25 protein-coding genes are annotated in these 25,389 nt (G+C 29.8%); 12 read left to right on the top strand and 13 right to left on the bottom strand.

Going from position 1 to position 25,389, the window contains the following annotated elements:
- The first annotated feature begins 589 nt into the window (after positions 1-589).
- Positions 590-2,251, top strand: a complete 1,662-nt coding sequence (locus ATE90_RS03820) for a hypothetical protein (RefSeq protein WP_143741099.1) — start codon at positions 590-592, stop codon at positions 2,249-2,251.
- Positions 2,252-2,257: 6 nt separating this feature from the next.
- Entirely contained in the window at positions 2,258-3,616 is a 1,359-nt protein-coding gene (locus tag ATE90_RS03815) for a DUF5723 family protein (RefSeq protein WP_143741098.1), read from the top strand.
- A gap of 55 nt (positions 3,617-3,671) precedes the next feature.
- On the opposite strand, the gene ATE90_RS03810 is transcribed toward ATE90_RS03815, so the two are convergent.
- Together ATE90_RS03810 and ligA are read right to left on the bottom strand one after the other, a co-directional pair.
- Complete coding sequence (locus ATE90_RS03810) at positions 3,672-4,391, bottom strand: DUF4294 domain-containing protein (RefSeq protein WP_036782379.1); 720 nt, start codon at positions 4,389-4,391, stop codon at positions 3,672-3,674.
- 117 nt (positions 4,392-4,508) lie between these two features.
- A complete protein-coding gene (gene ligA / locus ATE90_RS03805) occupies positions 4,509-6,506 on the bottom strand; it encodes an NAD-dependent DNA ligase LigA (RefSeq protein ID WP_036782376.1) in 1,998 nt (665 codons plus the stop codon).
- Between the two features lie 208 nt (positions 6,507-6,714).
- On the opposite strand from ligA, the gene sqr reads away from it, so the two are divergent.
- From sqr to ATE90_RS03790, 3 genes are read left to right on the top strand one after another with little or no spacing between them, the layout of a single operon-like run.
- On the top strand, positions 6,715-7,950 hold the full coding sequence (gene sqr, locus ATE90_RS03800) for a type III sulfide quinone reductase, selenoprotein subtype (protein WP_036782374.1): 1,236 nt from the start codon (positions 6,715-6,717) through the stop codon (positions 7,948-7,950).
- 23 nt (positions 7,951-7,973) lie between these two features.
- Entirely contained in the window at positions 7,974-8,282 is a 309-nt protein-coding gene (locus ATE90_RS03795; RefSeq protein WP_091954625.1) for a TusE/DsrC/DsvC family sulfur relay protein, read from the top strand.
- 17 nt (positions 8,283-8,299) lie between these two features.
- Entirely contained in the window at positions 8,300-8,776 is a 477-nt protein-coding gene (locus ATE90_RS03790; RefSeq protein WP_091954627.1) for a DsrE/DsrF/DrsH-like family protein, read from the top strand.
- A gap of 83 nt (positions 8,777-8,859) precedes the next feature.
- On the opposite strand, the gene ATE90_RS03785 is transcribed toward ATE90_RS03790, so the two are convergent.
- On the bottom strand, positions 8,860-10,302 hold the full coding sequence (locus ATE90_RS03785) for a glyceraldehyde-3-phosphate dehydrogenase (RefSeq protein WP_036782367.1): 1,443 nt from the start codon (positions 10,300-10,302) through the stop codon (positions 8,860-8,862).
- A gap of 140 nt (positions 10,303-10,442) precedes the next feature.
- Positions 10,443-11,840, bottom strand: a complete 1,398-nt coding sequence (locus ATE90_RS03780) for a S1C family serine protease (protein ID WP_101450849.1) — start codon at positions 11,838-11,840, stop codon at positions 10,443-10,445.
- Positions 11,841-11,970: 130 nt separating this feature from the next.
- Here ATE90_RS03780 and dapF point away from each other — a divergent pair, with 130 nt between their 5' ends.
- The 4 genes from dapF to ATE90_RS03760 all read left to right on the top strand — a co-directional run bounded on the left by dapF (position 11,971) and on the right by ATE90_RS03760 (position 15,189).
- Entirely contained in the window at positions 11,971-12,741 is a 771-nt protein-coding gene (gene dapF / locus ATE90_RS03775; protein ID WP_101450847.1) for a diaminopimelate epimerase, read from the top strand.
- Positions 12,742-12,839: 98 nt separating this feature from the next.
- Positions 12,840-13,361, top strand: a complete 522-nt coding sequence (locus ATE90_RS03770) for a GNAT family N-acetyltransferase (protein ID WP_036782358.1) — start codon at positions 12,840-12,842, stop codon at positions 13,359-13,361.
- 28 nt (positions 13,362-13,389) lie between these two features.
- On the top strand, positions 13,390-14,418 hold the full coding sequence (mltG, locus tag ATE90_RS03765) for an endolytic transglycosylase MltG (RefSeq protein ID WP_036782357.1): 1,029 nt from the start codon (positions 13,390-13,392) through the stop codon (positions 14,416-14,418).
- Between the two features lie 249 nt (positions 14,419-14,667).
- Entirely contained in the window at positions 14,668-15,189 is a 522-nt protein-coding gene (locus tag ATE90_RS03760) for a peptidoglycan-binding protein LysM (RefSeq protein ID WP_235317668.1), read from the top strand.
- Here the strand turns inward: ATE90_RS03760 and ATE90_RS03755 are convergent, their stop codons facing one another.
- Genes ATE90_RS03755 through dnaA form a run of 3 tightly spaced genes read right to left on the bottom strand, consistent with a single transcriptional unit; the run spans position 15,190 to position 17,801 of the window.
- On the bottom strand, positions 15,190-15,894 hold the full coding sequence (locus ATE90_RS03755; protein ID WP_036782352.1) for an SAM-dependent methyltransferase: 705 nt from the start codon (positions 15,892-15,894) through the stop codon (positions 15,190-15,192).
- An 11-nt stretch (positions 15,895-15,905) separates the two neighbouring features.
- Positions 15,906-16,358: a low molecular weight protein-tyrosine-phosphatase gene (locus tag ATE90_RS03750; RefSeq protein ID WP_036782350.1), complete on the bottom strand. Its 453-nt coding sequence runs from the start codon at positions 16,356-16,358 to the stop codon at positions 15,906-15,908.
- A 15-nt stretch (positions 16,359-16,373) separates the two neighbouring features.
- A complete protein-coding gene (gene dnaA, locus ATE90_RS03745) occupies positions 16,374-17,801 on the bottom strand; it encodes a chromosomal replication initiator protein DnaA (protein ID WP_036782347.1) in 1,428 nt (475 codons plus the stop codon).
- 169 nt (positions 17,802-17,970) lie between these two features.
- Here dnaA and ATE90_RS03740 point away from each other — a divergent pair, with 169 nt between their 5' ends.
- Positions 17,971-18,369, top strand: coding sequence for an acyl-CoA thioesterase (locus tag ATE90_RS03740; protein WP_036787926.1), 399 nt, complete (start codon positions 17,971-17,973; stop codon positions 18,367-18,369).
- A gap of 4 nt (positions 18,370-18,373) precedes the next feature.
- Here ATE90_RS03740 and ATE90_RS03735 read toward each other — a convergent pair whose 3' ends face one another.
- The 6 genes from ATE90_RS03735 to ATE90_RS03710 form a co-directional block, all read right to left on the bottom strand.
- Positions 18,374-20,176, bottom strand: coding sequence for a sulfatase-like hydrolase/transferase (locus tag ATE90_RS03735; protein WP_101450845.1), 1,803 nt, complete (start codon positions 20,174-20,176; stop codon positions 18,374-18,376).
- Between the two features lie 67 nt (positions 20,177-20,243).
- Positions 20,244-20,852, bottom strand: a complete 609-nt coding sequence (locus ATE90_RS03730; RefSeq protein WP_036787904.1) for an IMPACT family protein — start codon at positions 20,850-20,852, stop codon at positions 20,244-20,246.
- Entirely contained in the window at positions 20,852-21,715 is an 864-nt protein-coding gene (locus tag ATE90_RS03725) for an EamA family transporter (RefSeq protein ID WP_036787902.1), read from the bottom strand. The genes ATE90_RS03730 and ATE90_RS03725 overlap by 1 nt, the downstream gene beginning before the upstream one ends.
- On the bottom strand, positions 21,712-22,320 hold the full coding sequence (locus ATE90_RS03720) for an HAD family hydrolase (RefSeq protein ID WP_091954642.1): 609 nt from the start codon (positions 22,318-22,320) through the stop codon (positions 21,712-21,714). The genes ATE90_RS03725 and ATE90_RS03720 overlap by 4 nt, the downstream gene beginning before the upstream one ends.
- The gene (gene ribD / locus ATE90_RS03715) at positions 22,313-23,362 is read right to left on the bottom strand and encodes a bifunctional diaminohydroxyphosphoribosylaminopyrimidine deaminase/5-amino-6-(5-phosphoribosylamino)uracil reductase RibD (RefSeq protein WP_101450841.1); all 1,050 of its coding nucleotides are present in this window, start codon (positions 23,360-23,362) and stop codon (positions 22,313-22,315) included. The genes ATE90_RS03720 and ribD overlap by 8 nt, the downstream gene beginning before the upstream one ends.
- Positions 23,363-23,397: 35 nt before the next feature.
- Positions 23,398-23,862, bottom strand: a complete 465-nt coding sequence (locus ATE90_RS03710; protein ID WP_036787894.1) for an LEA type 2 family protein — start codon at positions 23,860-23,862, stop codon at positions 23,398-23,400.
- A 52-nt stretch (positions 23,863-23,914) separates the two neighbouring features.
- Here ATE90_RS03710 and ATE90_RS03705 point away from each other — a divergent pair, with 52 nt between their 5' ends.
- Both ATE90_RS03705 and prmC read left to right on the top strand, forming a co-directional pair.
- Positions 23,915-24,406 (top strand): GNAT family N-acetyltransferase, encoded by a 492-nt coding sequence (locus tag ATE90_RS03705; protein WP_036787891.1) that lies wholly within the window; start codon positions 23,915-23,917, stop codon positions 24,404-24,406.
- Entirely contained in the window at positions 24,403-25,269 is an 867-nt protein-coding gene (gene prmC / locus ATE90_RS03700) for a peptide chain release factor N(5)-glutamine methyltransferase (protein ID WP_101450837.1), read from the top strand. The genes ATE90_RS03705 and prmC overlap by 4 nt, the downstream gene beginning before the upstream one ends.
- Positions 25,270-25,389: the final 120 nt, after the last annotated feature.

Here is a 25,389-nt window from a genome sequence, read left to right as displayed (position 1 = left end):
ACCCTCTTTCTAATCTCACAACTATTTATCAATACTTTATCCAAAAGTATCATAACAAAAAACGTAAAACACTTGTTTAAAGCTATTTACAATATCCAATTTTTTGTGGAATTTTATGAATATTTTTCAAAACAACTATTTTCAACCCAAACTACTATGAAATACCCTTATTTTCACATCAATAAAACATAAAAAATCAAATCCTTTTTGGCCCTTTAAAAAATTAAACCTTGTCACAGCTATTTGGGATATAACCAAATAAATCAACTACTAGAGATTCAAAAGACAATTCTTTATTATTCTAATTTAAGTCTTAAAAAAAACAGTCATAAATCAAAGCTATTTTTCACCTATTTAATCGATAAAATTGAAAAATAATCTAAAACTATATTAGAAATCTCGTTTAACCATCAAATGACTAAAAAACAATAAAATTTAAAAGTAATGACTATTATATTAGCGTTTAAGAAACAATCATACTAATACCGAAAGCCATCAATACTAAACATGAATACATTTATTCTGTGTATATCTTTATATATGCATATATTGCAAATCAAAACAAAAATTAATTATGAAATTGAAAAGTATGAATAAAGTAACTAAGTTGTGGCTTACATTGTTTTTTGTAGGGCTAACAATTTCTTGTGATGTCTCTTATTTAGATAAAGACATAGATGACATTTCCTGGAGTGGCAATGTAAAAATACCTGCCGGGTTTATAAACTACAATTTATCTGAAATATTTGACGATTTAGGCAGCAGTAATCTTGAACCAACCTCTACAGAAGAGTTTAGCTTCAGCTACACAGAAACCTTTTCAGGGGAAAACAATGATGCATTTAATGTGGACATTGATGATACTTCAATTGAAAGTTCAATAGAAAGCCCCATAACTGAAGACGATTTGACTGCTATCGGGGAAACTTTTCCTTATACAATAACTGCAGAAATAGCACCTGGAGTTGCAAATCCTTTGATTGGGACCTACAGCAGAGAAAATCAAAAAATACATGATTTAGAGTTAACTCAAGAAATTACTGGTGTTGAATTTAATGAAGGTAATATGAGTATTACTTTTAAGTCCGCAGTAGATACGAGTATAGAACTTACATTTACAATACCATCATTTACAAAAAAAAGTGATGGAAGTATTTATACAAAAACAATAAGTATAAATGGAAGAACAGACGAAACTATTTCAATTGACTTAAGTGAATTTAATGGAGACCTCACCAATGACGGAACAGGAACAGGTAAAACTAACAATAAAGTTGTAGTTGATCTTGATGCAACTTTTACCTTTGCCGCTGGCAATAATATAGATGCAAACGATGCAATTTCTTACGAAGCTAAAATAACCAACATTGCTTACGATGTTATATATGGAGACTTTAAGCAGGAATCCTTTAACGTTTCTTCAAATACTATAGATTTAGGAGACTTTTTTGATAACTTTAGTGAGGGAAATGTAGCATTTGACAATGCAGTAATGTCTATAAATGTAAGTAATGATTATGGTTTCCCTATTAGTATGGATTTATCTTCAGTTAAAGCTGTGAATGCTAATTCTTCTTTAAACCTAAGCTATACAAGTAATTCATCACTACCTAATACCATTATTATTGATGGAGTAGAAAATTTTGGAGATAATGCAAAGGCTACAAATCAAACATTAGATGACTCTAACTCTAACATAAGCGCTTTATTAGAGTCTAAGCCTGCGTTTTTAGAGTTTGATATTTCTGGAAAAGCCAACCCAATTGATGATGGTAATCCTAATGAAAATTTTTATGCTGCTATTAATGACGGTTTTAATGCAGACATATCTATAGATTTCGATAAAGTAAGTTTAGATAAAGAAATAGATTTTAGTGGAGGGGAAGATTTGAGTGACTTTGATTACATAAAATTATTAATAAATGTAGAAAACAAAACTCCTTTAACTGGAGATATCCTATTAGAATTCAAAAATAGTAGTGGCCAAGTTGTGCATACCGAATCTATAAATGCTTTTCAAGCTGCAAATGTAAATGATACTGGAGAATCTAATGGTGTTGCAATACTTTCAAACTTTGAAATTGAATTAAATCAAAATGAAATTAATGATATAATTGATGCTGACAAAATAAACGTTAGAGTAATATTACAACTGCCTACTGGACGTGATTCTGTTATGATAAAAGGTAGTGACGAATTAAATGTTGCAGTAGCTATTGAAGCCAATGCAAATATAATATCTGGAAATTAAGAAGCTATGAAAAAAACTATATACTCAACTATACTTTTGTTTTTTATTTTAATGAACAATGTTAAAGCACAAGACTATTTATCATTTTACAACTTAGGAGACTATGTTATACAAACTCAAAATATTTCACCTATATATTTACCAAAATATAAGGTAAACTTTGGTACGCCTCTTAATATTGGTTTTAATCTTAATTCAGGAATTAAATTAAATGATATTTTAGTAGAAAGTGGAAACAACATTAAAATTGATTTTAATAACTTGAATGCATCGGCAGCAGATGCCAATGTTGTAGCTACAGATATAGTTGCAAATATTTTTATGCTCGGTTTTAAAACTAAAAAGGGATCTTTAACACTTTTCGCAAATGCTAAAAGCAATTTGGCTTGGGAATTTTCAAAAGATTTTACAACAGTCGCTGCTAATGGATTTGGTGAAAGTTTTTCATTAACTGCAGAAAAATTGGGTTTTACTTCTTACAGTGAAATAGGAATTGGAGTTACAAGAACATTTTTAGATGACAAACTTTCTATAGGTTTAAGATTAAAATCTCTTAGTGGAATAGCGCATTCTTCTTTAGAAGATGGTGCACAATTTTCATTAGACATAAACCCTGCAAACTTTCTTTGGACACTAAATACCACCAATGCTACCGTAAATACTTCTGGTGTTTCTGATACAGCAGATATCATCGCTTTCTTTGGGAAAAATAGTGGTTTTGGGATGGACATAGGTTTGGGGTACGAAATAAATGAGAAATTTTCTTTTGAATTATCTATTAACGATCTTGGTTCTATAAACTGGAAAGACAATGTAACCAACTATAATTTGCAAGATGTAAGTAATGGTGTTTATAATGGATTTGATTTTCAGAATTCTGGAAATGTACAAGATGAAATTGAGAATGCTCTAAATAATGTTTTAGGCGCAACTGAAAGTCAAGAAAGTTTTAAGTCGAAAATAGGATCAAGAACTTTCTTTTCTGCAAAATATAAAATGTCAGAAAAAAATGTTTTTCGAGCTACTTATTTCTACAATAAGAATCCTTATATAAGCATTAAACCTAGTTATGCTTTAGGCTATAACAGAGAATTAAACAAAACTACTTATGGTTTAGTTGCAAGTACTGGTGGAAACAATGGCGGTTTTAGACTTGGAGCAAACCTTGCTGTACAATTAGGCTTTTTGCAATTATATACTGCTTTAGATGACCTTTCTAGTATTGGTGGCAAAGTTCAGGATTCAAATACTGCTAATTTTAGATTCGGTATGAATTTCCTTTTTAGACAACTAAATAAATCGAAAGTTAAAATAGATAACGAAGAGCAAAAAAAAGAAGAACTTTTAGAGGAAAACAATGAATAAATCCATTATAATAAAATAATATTTCAACAAAAAAAAAGGTAGCAATTTTAGATTGCTACCTTTTTTTATTTCCTGTTTGCTTTCTTTTTTTCTTTTCCCGAATCTTGGCAAACATTTGTTTATAGATCTCAACATCTATTCTGGCTCTTTTTGATGCTATGATTTTAGTAAAATCGAAATTAAGTTTTGATTTTTGCTTTTTCAGCAAATCATCTTGAAATGCACGTTGTAATATATCCTCTATTAAAAAGTCTTCATTTGTAGTTTTTGGATGATATTCATCTTTTAAAGATAATCTAAAAACATTTGCTGTTGTATTATACCAAAATGCTTTCCAACCACTTCTTAATCCTTTTATATTGTTGAAAACAGTTTTTCCTGTTTGGCGATGAATTAACTTTATTAATATACGACCTTCTGTTTTGGTCATTTTTTTTATTTGATCTGTAAATTCACCTTCTATATATTTCTGTATTTGTTTTGTATATTTTTTGCGTTTACGTCTAGATTTTATCCTTGTTAATCTGAGGTTTAAACTATCTAGCTTTTCAGAGGCTAGTTTTGCAAAAGGATAAGCCCTGAATACTTTTCTACGAAACCATAAATAATAACGAACATCTACTTTAGAATTAAACTTTTGTTTTGGTAAGATTGAAAATTCATTCAAATTAATCGTTAATGTATCTCCTGGACTTACAAAAACATAATCTTCTATATTTTTTGGCAAAGAATCTTTTTCTCTTTTTTGGGACAAAGCCACAAAAGAGAATATCATTATATATATGTACAGAAGTTTTTTCAAATTTTATTTTTTATTTAACAAAACTAAGAACTCAGAAACCTTTTTTTTTGATCTTTCAGGAAAAATAGGTCGCATCGTTTCGTTATCACACTAACTAATTTTAGTTATAAAATCTTGTTCAGAAATTATTGCTATACCTAAATCTTTAGCTTTTGCCAATTTGCTTGGCCCCATATTATCCCCAGCAACAATATAATTTGTTTTTTTAGAAATAGACGAACTCACTTTACCTCCATTATCTTCAATAGCTTTTTTAAGTTCATTTCTAGTCATTTGATAAAAAACACCAGAGACCACAAATATTTTTCCTTGTAATTTATCTGTTAAATTTTCTAAACTTTCTGCCGAAACTTCTAATTGAATTCCTGAAACTTTTAAACGATTTATTAGTTGAATATTTCCTAAATCTGAAGAAAAATCGATAATACTTTGGGCAATTCTATCTCCTATTTCGTCAACCGAAATTAATGTTTCGAAATCTGCCGTCATTAATTTATCTATAGATTTAAAATGTTTCGCTAATTTTTTAGCAACCGTTTCACCTACAAAACGAATTCCTAATGCAAATAAGACTTTTTCAAATGGAATTTCTTTTGATTTTAAAACTCCTTTAATAATATTTTGTGCAGATTTTTCTGCCATTCTTTCTAACGGAATGATTTGTTTAGCTTTTAAATCATATAAATCCGCATAGTTTGTTATTAAACCTTCTTTACGAAGTAAATCAACAGTTTCCCCTCCTAAACCTTCAATATCCATTGCTTTTCTGCTAATAAAATGCTGTATTCTACCCGTAATTTGTGGAGCACATCCAAACTCATTCGGACAATAATGCTTCGCATCTCCTTCTTTTCTAATCAATGCTGTTTTACATTCCGGACAAATAGTTGCATACACTGTTGGTACTGAATTTTCTTGACGCTTTGTAAAATCTACCGCAATAATCTTCGGAATAATTTCTCCGCCTTTTTCCACAAAAACAGTATCCCCTTCTCTAATATCTAACTTTTCAATTTGATCTGCATTATGTAACGAAGCTCGTTTTACAATGGTACCTGCCAATTGTACCGGTTCTAAATTCGCTACTGGCGTAATTGCACCCGTTCTTCCAACTTGGTATGTAATTCCGTGTAAAATCGTTGAGACTTGCTCTGCTTTAAACTTGTAAGCAATAGCCCATCTTGGAGATTTTGCAGTATAACCTAGTTCTTCTTGTTGTTGTAAATTATTAACTTTAATAACAACTCCGTCCGTTTCATAGGGTAAATCATGACGTTTAATATCCCAAAATTTAATAAACTTAAAAACATCCTCAATAGTTTTTGTTGCTTGTAAAGTTTCTGGGACTTTAAATCCAGCTTTTCTTGCATTTTTTAAACTTTCAAGATGTGTTTTATATTTTCTACTATCCGTTACTAAATGATACAATAAACAATCTAAAGGACGTTTTGCAACTTCTGAACTGTCTTGTAATTTGAGACTCCCACTGGCAGTATTTCTCGGGTTTCTATAAGGCTCCTCTCCAATATCTATTCTTTCTTCATTCATTTTATGAAACCCATCAAAAGGTAAAATAATTTCTCCACGAATTTCAAAATTACTTAAAAAATCATCTTTTAAAACTAAAGGAATAGACCGAATTGTTTTAATATTTGCAGTTACATCATCTCCTTGAAAACCATCTCCTCTTGTTACAGCTTTTACGAAATGGTTATTCTGGTAAGTAAGATTAATTGAAGCACCATCAAACTTTAATTCACAAGTATATTCAACTTTATCTGTTCCCAACATCTTTTTGATACGCTTTTCCCAATCTAACAAATCTTCTTTAGAATATGAATTATCTAAAGAATACATTCTATTTTTATGAGAAATGGTTTCAAAGTTTTTAGTAATTTCTCCTCCGACTCTTTGTGTTGGTGAATTTGAATCAAAAAAAATAGGATTTTCTGCCTCTAATTTTTCTAGTTCTTTTAGTTTTATATCGAACTCAAAATCAGAAATTGTGGCATTATCTAAAACGTAATAATTATAATTATGTTGACGTAACCCTTCTCGAAGTTCCTCTATTTTTTGTTGAATTGTCATTAAGCTAAATAATTTTTCTTTGTCAATCTAAAATGACTAAGATTAGTTTCAAAAATAATATAATAAATATAAAACGCATCATAATTATAATTCTATTTTATGACCTAAATAACAACTCTGTAACATAAGTTACATAAAAAAATTTCATGATTTATATCATACTTTAATCAACGATTACAAATTAAATTTGAATTGTAAATGATTAATTATGAAAAACTTAGTGATTTTAGGAGCAGGAACGGCAGGAACAATGATGGCAAATCATTTGGTATCTAAATTAAAAAAAGACATTTGGAAAATTACCATTATAGATCAATATAAAACACACTATTATCAGCCAGGATTTTTATTTCTACCGTTCGATATATACACCTCAAAACAAGTTAAAAAAAATGGAAAGAAATTCATTCCAAAAGAGGTAAATTATATTCAAGAGAAAATTGAAAAAATTATTCCTGATAAAAATGAAATTCTACTGGAAAGCAATAAAAAGTTAGATTATGACCTACTAATAATCGCTACAGGAACAAAAATTGCACCTGAGGAAACCGAAGGAATGGCAGGACCGATGTGGCATAAAAACATTTTTGATTTTTATACATATGAAGGAGCGAAAGCCTTAAGAGATAAATTTAGAGAATGGGAAGGTGGAAAACTCGTTATACACATAACAGAAATGCCTATTAAATGCCCTGTTGCTCCTTTAGAGTTCGCTTTTCTGGCAGATTCTTATTTCAAAAACTCAGGAATAAGAGACAAAGTTGATATTACTTTTGTGACTCCTTTAGACGGAGCATTTACAAAACCAAAAGCGACACAAGCACTTCATTATTTATTAGAGGAAAAAGGAATAAAAGAAGTGACCGATTTTAATATTGAACGTGTAGATTATGAAAATAATAAAATTATTGATTATGCAGATACTGAAGTTGATTATGATTTATTAGTAACAGTTCCTACCAATATGGGAGATTCTTTAATAGAAAGGTCAGGCTTAGGAGATGATTTAAATTTTGTTCCCACAAACAAAGCAACACTTCAAACAACAGCAAATGAAAACATTTTTGCGCTTGGAGATTGTACTAATTTACCCGCATCTAAGGCTGGTTCTGTTGCACACTTTGAAGCAGAGATTCTAACCGAAAATATTTTAAGATATATAGATGGTAAAGAATTAAAAGAAAAATTTGATGGACATGCCAATTGTTTCATTGAAACTGGTAATGGGAAAGCTCTTTTAATAGATTTTAATTACACACAAGAACCAGTGGAAGGTACTTTCCCTTTTCCTGGAGTCGGCCCCTTAAGTTTACTGAAAGAAAGTAGAATAAATCACATGGGGAAAATGGCTTTTAAATGGATTTATTGGAATATGCTTATCAAGGGAATACACATTCCATTTGTATCCGCAACAATGAGTAAAAAAGGAAAACAGCTTAATTAAAATAGAAACTAAAAAATAATATTATGCAAAAAACATTAGCACAAGTAAAAGTAAATGTAAACGAAGAAGGCTATTTAACCGATTTTAATCAATGGACAAAAGAAATTGGTGCTGAAATTGCCAAGGAACAAGAAGTTGAAATGACAGATAAAAACTGGAAAGTAATAGATTATATTCATGATAAATTTAGAAAGGAAGAAGCATTATCTATTAGAGGTATTAAAAAGAGTGGTGTAATAAACATTAAAGAATTTTATAAATTATTTCCTGGAGGGCCTCTTAAAAAAGCAACAATGATTGCAGGAATACCAAAACCAAAAAGCTGTATTTAATCCAAAAACAAATTATCATGGGAAAAACAAAAGTTAGAAAAATGCTTTTTATCTTATCTAAAGCTACAATAGAAAATGTCTATGCTGCTTTTATTATGGCAAATGGAGCAAGAATGGAAGGTATTGAATCAGAAATATTTTTTACTTTCTTTGGATTAGAAGCAATTCAAAAGAAAAAACTAGAGCATTTAAGAGTTGCAACAGTTGGGAATCCTGCAATGCATATCCCCACAATGCTAGGCGGTTTGCCGGGAATGGAAGCTTTAGCTACTAAAATGATGAAAAAAGAAATGGAAAAATTAGATATGCCGCCTGTTGGTGAGTTTTTAGAAATTCTTTCTGATTCTGGTTGCAGACTATGGGCTTGTAAATTAGCGGTAGATATGTTTCACTTAAAAAAAGATGATTTAATTGATGAAGTAGAAGACATTATTACTATTGGTGATTTTTATGCAAGAGCAGATCAAGAAAATACACACCTCTTATTTATATAAAGCAATTAATTATTTCATAATAAAAAAACCCAAAACAATAATTTGTTTTGGGTTTTTAAATATGCATTTAACATACCTGTTTTTTAATAATAGGTATATCTTCTAACTTTTGCTATGTGTTTGGCCAAACGCATTACTTGATGAGAATAACCATATTCATTATCATACCAGACATAAATTACAATAGTTTCTTTATCCGTTATGGTTGATTTACTATCAAAAATTGAAGGTGCTGTTGTACCAATTATATCTGCTGAAACTAGTTCATTATCTAAAGAATATTTAATTTGCTCTACCAAATCACCTTCTAAAGCATATTTTTTCATAATTGCATTTATTGAATCTGTTGTGATTGGAACTCTTAATTGTAAATTTAAAATAGCTAAAGAACCGTTTGGAACAGGAACTCTAATTGCATTTGATGTAAGCTTACCTTCTAATGATGGTATTGCTTTTGAAACTGCTTTCCCTGCACCAGTTTCTGTAATGACCATATTTAAAGCTGCTGATCTTCCTCTTCTGTATTTATCATGCATGTTATCTACCAAATTTTGATCGTTTGTGTAGGCATGGATGGTTTCTAAATGTCCTTTTTTTATTCCGAAATTATCTTCTAAAACTTTTAAAACTGGCGTAATTGCATTGGTAGTACAAGATGCTGCTGAAAAAATATCTACTTTATCGGGATTGTATTGTTTGTGATTTACGCCATGCACAATATTTGGAATTCCTTTACCTGGAGCCGTTAATAAAACCTTACTTGCTCCTTTTGCTTTTAGGTGTCTGCTTAATTCTACATCGTCCCTAAAAGCACCTGTGTTATCAATAATTAAAGCGTCATTAATATTGTAGGCTGTGTAATCTATCTCTTCTGGTTTATTGGCAGAAATCATAAAAACGGTTGTACCATTTATAATTAATGCTTTATTTTCTATGTCTGTTTGCACTGTCCCTAAAAAATCTCCATGAACAGAATCGATACTTAATAATGATGCTCTTTTTTCTAAAATAGATTGCGTAATTTCTCCACGAGTTACAATTGCTCTTAATCGTAATTGAGAACCTTTCCCCATTTTAGTCATTAATTCTCTTGCCAACAACCGACCAATTCTTCCAAAACCATATAAAACAACATCTTTAGGCTTAATATCTTTAAAATTAGTAACATTTCTTAGTTGCTTTTTTACAAAGGCTACTTTATCTAGACATCCACTAGGGTTTAAATGACATTCGTAAGCTAATTTACCAATATCTAACTTAGATGATGGTAAATCTATTTTCTGAATTGCCTTGGCAATGCTTAATGCATCTTGTATTGTAATTGCTTTATTTACAAACTCTTTAGCATAATCTATTAAATTCAGAACTTCACTAGCTCTTTTATCTACTAATGTATTTCTAAACAAAACTAATTCTATAGATTTATCATACCATAAGTCGTTTACAATATTTATAAATTCTATTGTAGCTCTTCTGGTTTTTGCTTGCAATGCAACTTCTTTTTCGTAATCTAAATTTAAGGACATCTATATATAACTAATTTAAAATTTTTACAAAAGTATTTCTTTTTTTGAAAACACGAAATCGATTTCGTTAAAATCTTTAACCCACAAAAAAATCCTGATAAACTATCAGGATTCTTGCTTTTAAATTTTAAACGTATTATCTATCTGAAACGTAATCTTTCTTTTTCCCCTTCAGTATTTATCATTTCAATAACAATAGAATATCTACTTTGTGCGACATTTTCTAATATTTTTACAGCTTCATCAGCAGTTTCAATTTCTTTATCATTAATTTTTGTGATGATAAAATTCTTTAAACTGTCTTTAGACTCTCTTTCTCCAGTATTAATAATCTTTACACCATTATTAATATCATTCTTTTTTAATTCATTTTTTGATAAATCCTTCAATTCCCAATTAAAGGTTTTCGAAATAAACCTTTTTACTTTCTTACTTAATTTCACACTTTTAGTAACAAGTTTACCTTCTCTTTCTACTGTAATATTTACAAAATCACCGGGTCTTTTTGCTGTTAGTTGCCCCCTTAATTCAGAAAATTTTGTAATTTTTACATTATTTACTTTCACAATCACATCCTCTTTTTGTAATCCAGCATTCGCAGCACCTTGCCCTTCTTCAACACCTACAATTTTTACACCTACAATTTTGTCATTATCAACTGGTGAAAAACGGATACCTATTACCGCTTCTTGCACAGCACCATACTCTAATAAATCGTCTACAATTTTCTTTGCTATATTAGATGGCACTGCAAAAGAATACCCAACAAAAGAACCTGTTTTTGAAGAAATTGCAGTGTTAATTCCAACCAATTCTCCTCGTGTATTTACCAAGGCTCCTCCACTATTTCCTGGGTTTACAGCTGCATCTGTTTGAATAAAAGAATCAATTGCTGTGTTACCTTCTAAATCTCTTCCTTTGGCACTTACAATTCCTGCCGTCACCGTAGATGTTAAATTGTAAGGATTACCAACAGCTAAAACCCACTCACCGACCTTAATTGTATCAGAATCAGCAAAAGGAAAATATGGCAAATCTATTTCTGTCTCAATTTTTAATAAAGCAATATCGTTCTCCTTATCAGTTCCTATTAACTCTGCTTTGTATTTTTTCTTGTTATTTAAAGTAATTTCAATTTCGTTAGCACTATCAATAACATGATTATTAGTAATAATGTAGCCATCAGAAGAGATAATAACTCCACTTCCTGTGCCTACTTGCTCAAACTTTCTTGTTCCACTTCCATTTCCGTAGAATAATTCTGCAAAAGGATTTTTCTGTGTTCTAATTGCGGTATTTTTTACATGGACAACAGCATTTAAAGATTTTTCTGCTGCCAAGGTAAAATCTATGGCTGCCGCCGCAATAGCCGTTGAATTGCGTGTAAATGTTGGATTATAATTTGTTTGCACTGTTTGCATCTTTTCAGGCACAGTTCTTTCTATAATTACTGTGTCATTAAAGAACATTTTGTAACCACCCAATGTAAGTGCTCCGCCTAAAACTGCTATTCCTAATAAACCCAAAAGTTTCTTCATAATTATGCTTTTTTAATATATCAAATATACAATTTTAACATTTTCAAAAAATCTGTTTAACTTGCTTTTAACGGACTTTAACCACTTTTTAACAAACTTTTTTTATTCTTGAAATACTTATCTTTGTCCTATGAATTTGACTTTTTACAAATATCAAGGTACAGGAAATGACTTTGTGATGATAGACAATAGAGCAAAAACCTTTCCCAAAGAAAATACTGACTTTATTTCTCATTTAGCAGACAGACATTTTGGTGTTGGTGCAGATGGTATTATTTTAATTGAAAATGAAAGTAATTTTGATTTTAAAATGATTTATTTTAATCCTGATGGTAGCCAAACTTTTTGTGGAAATGGGGCTAGATGTGCTGTTGCATTCGCCAAACGATTAGAAATCATAAAAGATAAAACTACTTTTATAGCTGTTGATGGTGAACATTTTGCAGAAATTAAAAATGATATTATTTCTTTACAAATGATTAATGTTAATAATATACAAGTAAACGAAAATTCAGTTTTCATGCATACAGGAACCCAACATCATGTAGAATTGGTGGATGATTTAAATGAGTATCCTGTTTTTGAAAACGGAAAAGAAATAAGAAATAGTTATCAAGATCCAGGAAGTAATGTAAATTTTGTTCAGCAAATTGACGCTACCTCTTTTAGAGTTAGAACTTATGAAAAAGGCGTAGAAAACGAAACGCTTGCTTGCGGCACGGGTGTTACTGCAGCAGCAATTGCTATGCATAAAACGAATAAAACTAAAAGTAATGTAGTTTCTTTATCCACAGAAGGTGGTCATTTAGAAGTTTCATTTACAGAAGGAAAAGGAATTTATAAAAACGTGTTTTTAAAAGGACCAGCAAAATTTGTTTTTAAAGGAACAATAACTATTTAACTTTAAATTATTGATTACATACAAACATAGAAAAATGTCTATCCAGTAAAATAATGTTAACTATAATTCTATGCAGTCAAAAAATAAAATAATAACAAATGTCATTATCTGGTGAAAAAATAATTTTACGTGCTTTAGAGCCAGAAGATTTAAACTTTCTATATCAAATAGAAAATAATGAATCTTTTTGGGAAGTTAGTCATACGCAAGCTCCATTTTCAAAATATATTTTAAAACGATATTTAGAAAATGCCCATTTAGATATTTATGAAAGCAAACAACTTCGCTTGCTCATTGAAGAAAAATCAACGAGAAAACAAATTGGTATGATTGATTTGTTTGATTATAACCCGCAACATAAAAGGGCAGGAATTGGAATTTTAATTCATCCTGATTTTGAAAAAAAAGGATTTGCCTCTGAAGCTTTATCAATCATCATAAACTATTCTTTTTCTCATTTACAAATGCATCAACTATACGCAAATATTACATCGGATAACATAAAAAGTTTAGCCTTATTCAATAAATACAACTTTATCAAAACTGGTGTAAAAAAAGATTGGATTTTATCTGAAGGAAAATTTAAAGATGAAGTTTTATTTCAGTTGATAAAAGAGTAATTTTGCAGTTCTTTAAACATAAAAAAACTTGAGTAAAAAATTTATATATACCGTTATCGCTACCATTATTTTAATTGGTGGAATTTTGGCATACAACTATTATCAAAAAATATTCGGAAAAACAATTACTAAAGAAACTGTTCTTTTTGTATACACTGCAGATAGCTTAATCGATGTAAAAAATAAAATATCTGAATTTTCTAAAAACCCTAGCACTTTCCTCTTAGTTGCAGCAAAGAAAAACTTTTCTACACCCAAATCGGGAAGGTATATTTTAAAAAAAGGTATGTCCAATAATGATATTGTTAATATGCTTAGAAGTGGGAATCAAACCCCTGCAAAAGTATCCTTTAATAATCAAGATACTTTAGAAAAATTAGCTGGTAGAATTGCAGAACAACTAGAAACTGATTCTATTTCCATCATTAAATCGTTTACTGATGAAAAATTTTTATCCGTAAATAAATTATCAAAAAAATCTATTTTACAAATTTGCATTCCTAATAGTTATGAGTTTTATTGGAATGTATCTGCCGAGAATTTTAGAGACAAAATGTTAGCTGAATACCATCGTTTTTGGAATTCTAAAAGATTAGAAAAAGCAAAAACATTAAACATGTCTATTGATCAGGTAATTGCTTTAGCATCCATAGTGCAAAAAGAAACTGCGAAAACAGAAGAACGTCCAATTGTTGCAGGTTTGTATTTAAATAGATTAAAAAGGGGCTGGCCTTTGCAAGCAGATCCAACAATTATTTATTGTATCAAAGAAGTTAAAGGACAAGATTACATAGTAAAAAGAGTTTTAACGGCTGATTTGGAAATAAATTCACCTTACAATACATACAAAAAGAAAGGTTTACCTCCTACTTTGATTGCAATGCCCGACATTTCTTCTATTGATGCTGTCTTAAATTCAACGAAACACAATTATATGTACATGTGCGTAAACGTTGACAAGTTAGGGTATCATGCCTTTGCAAAAACACTCGTTCAACACAATAGAAATGCTGCTAAATATCATATTTGGTTAAATAAGCAAGGTGTAAATAGATAAAAATAAATTCTTTAAAAAACTAAGGATTTAATTACTTAAATCACAAAAGTAAAGGGAATAGTTATCCAGAATCATCAATAAAACACCTTTAAGACAGATTATCTATAATTTTTATAAAATTAACTCACTGATGGTCAATTACATTATAAATATGTTATAATTTTGCAACCGCAAAACAGAAAAATTATAAATATCAAAAAGGTTTTATTTTTTACGAGTTTGTTTTTACTATTTGTACACGCAATTTCAATGAATAGTAAATTAAAAGAAAACAACAATAAATCGTATCCAAAATTTTTAGATTACAACATTCCTTATTTACAAAATAATTTTGTTGCTTTTAAACAAGCACTCGCCTTTAAAGAATCTCAAGGAAAATATACTGTTGTAAATACCTTAGGCTATTTAGGAAAGTATCAATTTGGAAGAACTACATTAGAACGTTTTGAAATTTACAACACCAAAGAATTTTTACAAAATCCAGAATTACAGGAAAAAGCATTTACTGCTTTATGTAAAGTAAACAAATGGATTTTAAGAAAGGACATTAAAAATTCTGTTGGTAAAACCATTAACGGGATTGAAATTACAGAATCAGGAATTCTAGCTGCTGCGCATTTAGGTGGTGCAGGAAATGTAAAAAAATACTTACGAAGTAATGGAGTAAAATGCTTTTCTGATGCTTATGGCTCTTCTATACAAATATATCTGAAAAAATTTGGAGGCTATGATGTTTCTAGCATTGTCGCAGACAGAAAAGCAAAAGCGTAATTACTTTTGAATAATAAAAATAGCTGGCTTTTTGTGCAAGTCTGGTTGTTGATGTTTCCACTCTTTTACCATCATTGTTTTTATATATTCGGCTGGCAGCGTAATATCTACAGCAATACACAAATAAGTTGTTGGCGCTAAAGTTGCTTTTAAATCTGCAAACATTTTTTCATTTCTATAAGGAGTTTCTATAAAAATTTGAGCTTGATTTTTATCCTTAGATAACTTTTCTAAATCTTTTAATGCTCGTTTTCTATCTCCTTTATCAATTGGCAAATAACCATTGAAAGCAAAATTTTGTCCATTCATTCCAGAACTCATCATTGCCATTAAAATAGATGATGGCCCTACTAAAGGAACAACTTGTATGTTTTTTTGATGCGCTAATTTCACTATAGTTGCTCCTGGATCTGCCACCGCAGGAACTCCAGCTTCAGATAACAAACCAATATTAATTCCTTGTTGGCAAACATCTAAATATTTATGAGTTTCTATTTCTTCTGCATATTTGTCTAGCAACATAATATGTAAAGAAGACTGTTGTTTTTTAGGTGATATTTTTTTGATAAACTTTCTAGCTGACTTCTCATTCTCAACAATATAATAATCTATTTGCTCTACCACCTTTTTTACAGATAAAGGCATTACTTCTAAAGGTTCTGTCTCGCCCAGAGTTGTCGGAATTAAATAGAGTTTACCTGTCATTTTTTTTAGATTTAAGACAATTTATTTGCTATGATTTCACAAGCTTCTTCTAACATTGTATACACATGTTCAAAACCCTGATTTCCTCCATAATATGGATCTGGAACACTTAAATTTTGAGTAGGATGTATTTCATTTAAAATCATTTGCACTTTACTCTCCTCTTTTTGATTTCTTGCCAACATCAAAATATCTTGATAATTACGATCATCCATCACAAAAATATAATTAAAAGTATCAAAATCTTTGATTGTAAATTTTCTTGCTTTTTGATCTGCAATATTAATTCCGTATTTTCTAGCAACTTCAATAGAGCGCTTATCAGGAGCATTACCTTTATGGTAAGCTGCAGTTCCTGCTGAGTCTATAAGAAAATTTTGAGGATTCATTTTAGATTTCAAAATACCTTCTGCTAAAGGTGAACGACAAATATTCCCTAAGCACACCATTAGTATTTTTATCATGATAAAATGAAATTTTTAGAAAGTTAACTTCTTTGTTAAATCGTCAACGTATTTTCTAAACTGTTTATCAGTCTCTGTTAGATTATCGACTGTTTTACAAGCATGTAAAACAGTTGCATGATCTCTTTGTCCAATTTGATTACCAATACTTGCTAAAGATGTTTTCGTTAATCTTTTCGCAAAATACATTGCTAATTGACGTGCTTGTACAATGTGTCTTTTACGAGTTTTAGATTGTAAAGTAGCAACATCCATATCAAAATATTTAGAAACCTCTTTTTGAATGTAATCTATAGAAACTTCTTTTTTGGTGTTTTTTACAAATTTATCTACAATCTGTTTTGCCAATTCAATAGAAAATTCTCTTCTATTAAAAGAGGCTTGAGCAATCATAGAAATAATTACACCTTCCAATTCTCTTACGTTAGATTTTATGTTTTTGGCAATATATTCGATAATTTCTTCAGGCATTTCTACACCATCTCGGTACAATTTATTTTGTAAAATAGAAATTCTTGTTTCGTAATCTGGTGCTTGTAATTCCGCAGATAATCCCCACTTAAAACGAGATAATAAACGTTGTTCAATATCTTGCATGTCTACAGGTGCTTTATCGGAAGTTAAAATTACCTGTTTTCCATTTTGATGTAAATGATTAAAGATATGAAAGAATACATCTTGTGTACCTACTTTACCAGATAAAAACTGAACATCATCAATTAGTAAAACATCAATCATTTGATAGAAATGAATAAAATCATTTCTTGTATTCGATTTTACAGAATCTATGAATTGTTGTGTAAATTTCTCTGAAGAGATATATAGCACTGTTTTATCTGGATATTTATCTTTTATATCCACACCAATGGCATGTGCTAAATGTGTTTTTCCTAAACCTACTCCACCATAAATTAATAATGGATTAAAAGATGTCCCTCCAGGTTTATTCGCAACCGCCATTCCAGCTGAACGAGCTAATCTATTAGAATCTCCTTCAACAAAATTTGCAAAACTATAATTAGCATTTAATTGAGATTCAATTTTCACTTTCTGTAAACCAGGAATTATAAAAGGATTTCTTAATTCTCTTTTACTCGACTCCAATGGTACAGTAACTCTTTGAGGTTTTAATGGATCTCTATTTGAGCTTGGTATTTTTACAATCTGTGGCCTATTACTGCTATAATTATTTTCCATCTTTACATCATAAATCAATTTGGCGTCATTACCTAATTGTCTTACTAATGCAACACGTAATAATTTAATGTAGTGCTCTTCTAACCATTCATAAAAAAATTTACTTGGTACTTGAATAGTTAATGCTTCTCCAGAGAGTTTTACGGGTTTTATTGGCTCAAACCATGTTTTATAGGCTTGAGGTTTAATATTATCCTTGATAAAAGATAGACAGTCCGTCCAAACGGATTCCGCAGTATAATTCATTTATTAACTTGGTAAAATTCGAGATTCTTATTTTAATAAAAACTTTATCTTAACTTCTTCTAAGGCTACACAAAAGTGTGAATAAAATTCAGTATAAAAAAATCAATTTGCTATTGATTACTAACTATTTTTTACGTATTATCGTTAAAATTATAAACGTTTAAACCTATTGAAAAAATCATCAACAAAAACTAGGGTTCGATATTCTGAAACGGATCAAATGGGGGTAGTATATCATGGTAATTATGCACAATTTTTTGAATTAGGCAGAACTGAATGGTTACGGAATTTGGGGGTTACATACAAAGATATGGAAATAAGCGGTATAATGCTTCCTGTAATTTCATTAAACTGTAATTTCATTAAATCTGCGCGCTATGACGACGTTTTAACCATCGAAACTTTTTTAAAGAAAAAACCAATGGTGAAGATTGAGTTTGATTATAAAATTACAAATCAAGATGATGAATTAATTTGTACAGGAAATTCTGTTTTAGCTTTTATGAATATGAAAACGGAAAAACCAACAAGATGCCCTGATTATTTATTGGAAGGTTTAGGGTTTTAATTATTTATTTTATAATTATATTTTTCACTACTTGTTGATCTCCTAAGATAATTTTAATAAAATATACTCCTGAGCTCAGATTCTTAATATTCAAATTTTCTTCAAAAGTGTTGTTTTTATATATCAACCTTGCAGTAGAGTTATAAATTTTTACGTTAGAAATTTTTGAAACATCTAAGTTTTTAGAAATATCAATTTTAAAATACTTTTCAGCTGGATTAGGATAAATTTTTATGGATGTTTCGTTAAATAAACTTTCCATATTTAAAGCATCTTCATTTACATATGGATCTGTACCATTTATAAGCTCCTCTAGGTTTGTAAAACTATCATTATCCGGATCATCATTTGCATCAAAAGCATATGAAAGCAACTCTTTAAGTTCCCATTCATCATCTAAACCATCTCCATCTACATCTGATCCAGATCCAGAAAAACTTGAATGAGTTGGATCTAATTTTGGCATTGAAGCATTTACTTCTTTTAAATAATCTCTTAACTTTATTGTTAAAGTTCTTGCTAATGTAGACTGAGAACCCAACAAATCTATATTTTCACCAATATCTGAAGATAAATCATGTAAAAGAATCTCCCCTGTTTCATATTCAACCATTAATTTATAATTTCCACTAACTAGCGCTGAACGTGGTTTCTTATTTGGGTTATTATCATAATGAGGTGAATGAAAATAGATTGGATTTGTTCTTGAAAAAGAACTTCCAGTTAGTAAAGGCACAATACTCTGCCCATCTAAATTTTCAGGTAATGCAGTTGTGCTTCCTGTTAGTTCTGCTATTGTTGGAAACAAATCATACCCAACAATTACTTCAGAATTACGACTATCTTGAATTATATTTGGACCTTTAACAATAAATGGAACCCTAATTCCGCCTTCTTTTATAAATGTTTTTCCAAATGACAAAGGTGAATTATCGGTGAAATTCATTTGCCCCCCATTGTCAGAAACAAAGATCACATAAGTATTACTATCCAACCCCAAATTAGTTATTTCGTCTAATAACAATCCTAAGCCATCATCTGTATCTTCTGTCATTGCTGCATACTCCACATTGTCATGACGTGTTCCTATAGGTCTTTGTGCCTCATCATTATAAAGATCTATAGTTTCTTGTCTAGCCTCAATATCACTATGAACCGCATAATGAGAAAGTTGTAAAGCAAATGGAACTCCATCATTCACTGCATTTTGAATAAATTCAATAGATTTTGTTGTCAATTCAAATATTTTTTTAGGATCTGCTTGTACAGTTCCTCCTTGACTTCCATCTCCATTACTTGTACTACCATCTGTAAAATCAAACCCATTATTTGCTGGACTTGAGTCAGATGTATTTCCTTGATGCCATTTACCAAAATGTGCAGTTCTATAGTTCATTCCAATAGATTTTAACCATTCTGCATACGTAACTTCATTGCCATCTAATACAGTAATTATAGTTGGCTCAATTAAAATTTTACCTGTAGCAATTACATTATCTGTGTTTGTAAAATTAGCACGAGCTGGAGTTTTACCAATTAATATGCTATTTCTAGATGGAGAACATTTTGGAGCAGGTGCATATCCTCGAGAAAAAGTCATTCCTTTAGAAGCTAAAGATTCTAATTCTGAAGTTATATAATAATCACTTTTAGAGTCTAATAATGATGCATCCATTTGAACAGAAGTTCCTGTCCAACCTTGATCATCTAAAACTACGATTACAAAATTTGATTGAGCTGTTACATTGAACCCAAAAAAAGTAAAGCAACAGAGAATGAAAAAAAAATTAATGTAATTATTATTCAATTTTATGAGTTTTAAATTAAAAGACCGTAATCAAATTTTAACTTTGACCCTAATTATTTGAAATAGTTTAATCGTGTTTAACAATATCAACCTTATACAGGTTTTTAAAAATTTCAAAAATTGATTGTGCATCTTTTTTCCTGATGCAAATCACATATTCACAATCTAATTCTAATTTCTGGCTAACAATTGTTAAATTTTTCTCCTTCACAATTCTCATTACTTTATTCATCATATCGTATTGAAAATTCAATTGAAAGAAAATATCTATTGTTTTTTTAATAATTTCAGATGCTTGTAAAGTAATTTGTGCAGATGTTTTGTAAGCATTTATCAAACCACCAACCCCTAATTTTGTTCCTCCAAAATACCGAACAGAAACTATTAAAACATTGGTAACTTCAAAAGATTGAATTTGGCCATAAATTGGCATTCCTGCCGAATTATTGGGCTCACCATCATCATTGGCTCTATACTCGAGTTGCTCAATCCCTATTTGATATGCATAACAAAAATGACGCGCAGAATGGTGCTTTTTCTTTAAGAGATCTATAGCATCTTTAACGTCACCATCATTTAAGACAGGAAATGCATATCCAAAAAATTTACTATTCCTATCCTTAAAGAGTGTTTCTTCTGACGGTTTTTCTATAGTTTTGTATGCATCATTTTCCATTATGCCATGGCTACAATTACAATTCCAATAATTGCCAAAGCAACTCCAATTTTATTTTTAACACTAAATTGTTCTTTAAATAATAAAATTCCCACCAAAGTAGAAACGATTACGATACCTACATTATTAATGGTAAACAATGTTGAACTTTCAAAACCTTTAGTTTGTAATGCTTTAATTAAAAACACAATTGAATAATAGTTTGGGACTCCTAAAACAATACCTGCAATAATATTTTTAACACCAAAAGAGGTTCTTTTTTTAATGGATTTTACCAGTAAAATAATTAAACCAAAAAAGGCCGCAATACCAAACAAACTTCCGGAAAAGACAGAAACTTCTTCTTTTGGCACATGAGTAACCTCCACATATTTTAAAGTTGTATCAATCGCACCAGAACCTAAAAATAATAAAATAGGTAATAATAAACCTGCATTTTTATGCGTTGTTTTTTCCTCTTTCACCGACGCTAAATAAACCGCTATTAAGGCAATAATAATTCCTGCTATTTTTAAAATTGTAACAGATTCATTATACAGAAAAACACCGAAAAAAACAGGAATAACTACAGACATTTTTCCGGCAACAGAAGCCACAGAAACTCCATTCTCGTGAGCAGTTTTTGCCATCACAAAAAAGATGGAAACAAACAAAGCTCCTAAAAAAACAGCTCCTAAAAACCAAGGTTGTTTGGGTATTTCTGTAACAGAAAAACTTTTTTCTGCAAAAGCAAACCCCATCGAAAGGGCAACAATATAATTTACAAATATCGCTTTTAAAATATCGACTTTATAAATGCCGAAATATTTAAAAATCACAAATAAACCTGTAGAAAAAAGTATACTTAAAAGTAGATAAATCAATTAATTTTATTTTTAGTGAATAATTCTGTAACGTCTTCTTTTTTAGGAATTAAATTCCAAACATGAATCCCCAATTTATTTGCTGAATCTGTGTTTTCTTTTAAATCGTCAACAAATAAAGTTTCATCAGCAACTAAATTATTTGCGTTTAAAACAAATTCATAGATTTCTGAATCTGGTTTCCTAAAATTAATTTCATGCGATAAATAAAACTGCTCAAAAGATTTTTCAAACGTATTATAAAAAACTTCTCCTAATGAATCTTGCACCCATTTAATGTGTAAGTCATTTGTATTACTTAATAAGAACAACCTATACTTTTTACTTTCTGATAATTCTTTTAAAAAATCTAAACGCTTTTTAGGAAAATCTAACAAAATAGCATTCCAAGCGTAAACTAAATCAGCCTTAGGTATTTCAAACTTCTTATAAAAAAAATCAATAAACTCATCAGTAGTCATCAACCCTTTTTCGTATTGATGATACACGCCAATCATTTCATCAGAAATTTTTGTGACCCCCAATTTTGCCATTTCTACAAATGTAGCCTGTTTATCTAGATTGATAAAAATATCTCCAAAATCGAAGATGATGTTTTTAATCATTCGAATATCTTTTTAAAATGTCATTTTTAATTTTTATTTCTGAAGTAATTTTTGCGCAAAAAACAGGAGCTTTAATTCCTTTTATAAAAGAGGTATCTCCTGTAAAAACTCTTGCTTCATCCCATAAATTGGCATCAATAAAAGTTTGTAAAGTTTGTGTTCCTCCTTCAATAATTACAGATTGAATTTGGTGTTTCTGTAAAACTTCACAGATTTGCTTCGCTATATTTTTTGAAAAATTAATGATTTCAAAAAAGATGGCTTTATCTTCTTGAAAATGAAAATGCTCTTTCGTTTCTGTAATTACAATGGTTTTTATACTTCCGTCAAAAACATTCCTGTTTTTTGGAATTCGTAAATTGCGATCCAATACAATTCTTACAGGGTTATTTCCAAACCAACTTCGTACATTTAATTTAGGGTTATCGGCAATAACAGTATTTGTACCTACTAAAATTGCATGCTCTTCGCTTCTATATTTATGAACTAATTGCTGTGAAATCTTATTAGAAATCCAAACAGGTTTTTGCATATTTTTTGTTAATGGAGCAATAAAACCATCTATTGTTTCTGCCCATTTTAAAATGACATAAGGTCTTTTTTTCTCTTGTACTGTAAAAAATCGTTTGTGGTGCAATCTACATTCATCTTCTAAAACACCAACAATTACGTTTATTCCAGCTTTTCTCAAACGGCCAACCCCTTTACCGGCAACTAAATCATTAGAATCTAAACAACCAATAACCACCATTTTAAACTGATGCTTTACCAATAAATCTGCACATGGTGGTGTTTTACCAAAATGAGCGCAAGGCTCTAGCGTTACATAGATTGTTGCTTCTTTTAAAAGTGTTTTATTTTTAACCGAATTTATTGCATTTACTTCAGCATGATTTTCTCCATAAGCAGATGTAAAACCTTCTCCGATAATCTTATTATCAAAAACAATTACTGCACCAACACTAGGATTTGGACGTGCATTTCCAATACCGTTTTGGGCAATTTGTAAACAACGTTGTATGTATAATTCGTGATTAATAATTTGATTAATTATAAGAGAAATTTAACTAACTTAAGCTAAAAATTTATTTTCATTTCTTGAGTTTTATCAACTAAAAACTCTTTTGTAAAACCAAAAACAGCATACTTTAAGTTTCCTTTAAACTGAACTTTTACTTTATTTTTAAGAATAGAAGCTATTAATCCGCCTAAAATGCCATTTTTATTGTTTTCAAAAATACGTTTTGTAGGAATCATAACTTTTAAAGGAATTGAAAAGTCATTTCTCGCCGGAACTTTAAATTCATCAGCATACACCTGCGCAACTTCTTCTCCATTTACAATTACTTTTATTTGATCAGTAAATATTTTACCTCCAACATCATTCGGGTTTTGAAAGTGTGCATTTGCTTGTAATTGAATTGTATCTGCCTGAAAGCTGATTACTTTTACATCATCTAACTTTATAAAAACGGGTGGTTTTTTTACAGAACAACTGTAAATTAATAAAAATAAACCTAAAAAATAGAATACTTTTTTCATCAAAAATCTTTAAAAAAATAGGTAACTTGCTCTTGCAAAAATACAGTAATAAATGACAAGTCAAGATTTTATCATTAGAGAAATTACACCTGCAGATAATGCAGAACTGGCAAATGTTGTTAGAAGTGTAATTTTAGAAATGGGTGCTCCAAAAATTGGCACCGCTTATGAAGATACAGCCACGGATAACATGTTTGAAACCTATCAAAAAGAAAAAGCAATTTATTTTGTTGTAGAACAGCATAATAAAGTTGTTGGTGGTGCCGGAATTGCACAATTAGATAATTACGAAGGCAATTTTTGTGAACTTCAAAAGATGTACTTTTTGCCTTTGGTTCGCGGAAAAGGGATTGGCACAAAATTAATCTCTACGTGTTTAGAAAAAGCAAAAGAATTTGGTTTTGAAAGCTGCTATTTAGAAACCATGCCTTATATGACGGCAGCTCAAAAATTATATAAAAAAAATGGCTTTACCTCTTTAAACAAACCAGTTGGTAATACGGGTCATTATGCGTGTAATGTTTGGATGCTAAAAAAAATATGATCTTAAAAGAATTTAGAACCTTTTTTACTGAAGTACTTTCAGAAATTTATCCACAGACAGAAATAGATTCTTTTTTCTTTCTCATAATGGAAGAAAAACTAAAATTACAAAGAATTGATACGGTCTTAAAACCTAATTTTCAAATTTCTGATGCTATTTTTAAAGAATTAGAAACAATCGTAAACCAATTAAAAAAGGAAAAACCAATACAATACATTTTAGGGAAAACAGAATTTTATGGAATGCCTTTAAAAGTTGATGAAAACACTTTAATTCCAAGACCAGAAACAGAAGAATTGGTAGACTGGGTTCTTAATGAAGCTTCACATCTAGAAAATCATAAAACTAAAAACCTTTCAATTTTAGATATTGGAACAGGAACGGGTTGTATTCCTATTTCCCTGGCCAAGAACTTACCACAGGCAAACATTTCTGCTATCGATATTTCTGAGAATGCTTTAAAAATTGCAAAACAGAATGCTATTTTAAATGAAGTTGAAATTAATTTTTCTAAAATTGACATTTTAAAAACTACTACTTTATGGCAAAAATTTGACATTATAGTTTCCAATCCTCCATATGTCAGAGAATTAGAAAAAGTGGAAATGCAAAATAACGTTTTACACAACGAACCGCATTTAGCATTGTTTGTTTCTGATGAAAATCCGTTGATTTTTTATGATAAAATTGCTGACGTAGCAAAACAGCATTTAACTAAAAATGGCCTTCTTTTCTTTGAGATTAACCAATATTTAGGACAAGAAACTTTAAAATTACTAGCAGAAAAAGGTTTTACAAATATAAAATTACGCAAAGACCTATTTGGTAATGAAAGAATGGTAAAAGCTTCATTCTTTATCTAGTGTTAGCTTTCAATGTCTATTATTTTTTTTATATTTGGTTTCAAAAAAAAAAAAAAACAGCTATGAAATATAGAAAAGGTTATCCAAACAGTAAATCAGTCCAAACAACTCCCAGAATTT

The organism is Polaribacter sp. Hel1_33_96 (genome assembly GCF_002846595.1).
GTDB lineage: Bacteria > Bacteroidota > Bacteroidia > Flavobacteriales > Flavobacteriaceae > Polaribacter.
This window is presented reverse-complemented; position numbering and strand designations above follow the sequence as displayed.

Coding starts and splice junctions, on each gene's coding strand:
- ATE90_RS03820 (WP_143741099.1), top strand. CDS start 590: ATGAATAAAGTAACTAAGTTGTGGCTTACATTGTTTTTTGTAGGGCTA.
- ATE90_RS03815 (WP_143741098.1), top strand. CDS start 2,258: ATGAAAAAAACTATATACTCAACTATACTTTTGTTTTTTATTTTAATG.
- ATE90_RS03810 (WP_036782379.1), bottom strand. CDS start 4,391: ATGATATTCTCTTTTGTGGCTTTGTCCCAAAAAAGAGAAAAAGATTCT.
- ligA (WP_036782376.1), bottom strand. CDS start 6,506: ATGACAATTCAACAAAAAATAGAGGAACTTCGAGAAGGGTTACGTCAA.
- sqr (WP_036782374.1), top strand. CDS start 6,715: ATGAAAAACTTAGTGATTTTAGGAGCAGGAACGGCAGGAACAATGATG.
- ATE90_RS03795 (WP_091954625.1), top strand. CDS start 7,974: ATGCAAAAAACATTAGCACAAGTAAAAGTAAATGTAAACGAAGAAGGC.
- ATE90_RS03790 (WP_091954627.1), top strand. CDS start 8,300: ATGGGAAAAACAAAAGTTAGAAAAATGCTTTTTATCTTATCTAAAGCT.
- ATE90_RS03785 (WP_036782367.1), bottom strand. CDS start 10,302: ATGTCCTTAAATTTAGATTACGAAAAAGAAGTTGCATTGCAAGCAAAA.
- ATE90_RS03780 (WP_101450849.1), bottom strand. CDS start 11,840: ATGAAGAAACTTTTGGGTTTATTAGGAATAGCAGTTTTAGGCGGAGCA.
- dapF (WP_101450847.1), top strand. CDS start 11,971: ATGAATTTGACTTTTTACAAATATCAAGGTACAGGAAATGACTTTGTG.
- ATE90_RS03770 (WP_036782358.1), top strand. CDS start 12,840: ATGTCATTATCTGGTGAAAAAATAATTTTACGTGCTTTAGAGCCAGAA.
- ATE90_RS03760 (WP_235317668.1), top strand. CDS start 14,668: ATGAATAGTAAATTAAAAGAAAACAACAATAAATCGTATCCAAAATTT.
- ATE90_RS03755 (WP_036782352.1), bottom strand. CDS start 15,894: ATGACAGGTAAACTCTATTTAATTCCGACAACTCTGGGCGAGACAGAA.
- ATE90_RS03750 (WP_036782350.1), bottom strand. CDS start 16,358: ATGATAAAAATACTAATGGTGTGCTTAGGGAATATTTGTCGTTCACCT.
- dnaA (WP_036782347.1), bottom strand. CDS start 17,801: ATGAATTATACTGCGGAATCCGTTTGGACGGACTGTCTATCTTTTATC.
- ATE90_RS03730 (WP_036787904.1), bottom strand. CDS start 20,852: ATGGAAAATGATGCATACAAAACTATAGAAAAACCGTCAGAAGAAACA.
- ATE90_RS03720 (WP_091954642.1), bottom strand. CDS start 22,320: ATGATTAAAAACATCATCTTCGATTTTGGAGATATTTTTATCAATCTA.
- ATE90_RS03710 (WP_036787894.1), bottom strand. CDS start 23,862: ATGAAAAAAGTATTCTATTTTTTAGGTTTATTTTTATTAATTTACAGT.
- ATE90_RS03705 (WP_036787891.1), top strand. CDS start 23,915: ATGACAAGTCAAGATTTTATCATTAGAGAAATTACACCTGCAGATAAT.
- prmC (WP_101450837.1), top strand. CDS start 24,403: ATGATCTTAAAAGAATTTAGAACCTTTTTTACTGAAGTACTTTCAGAA.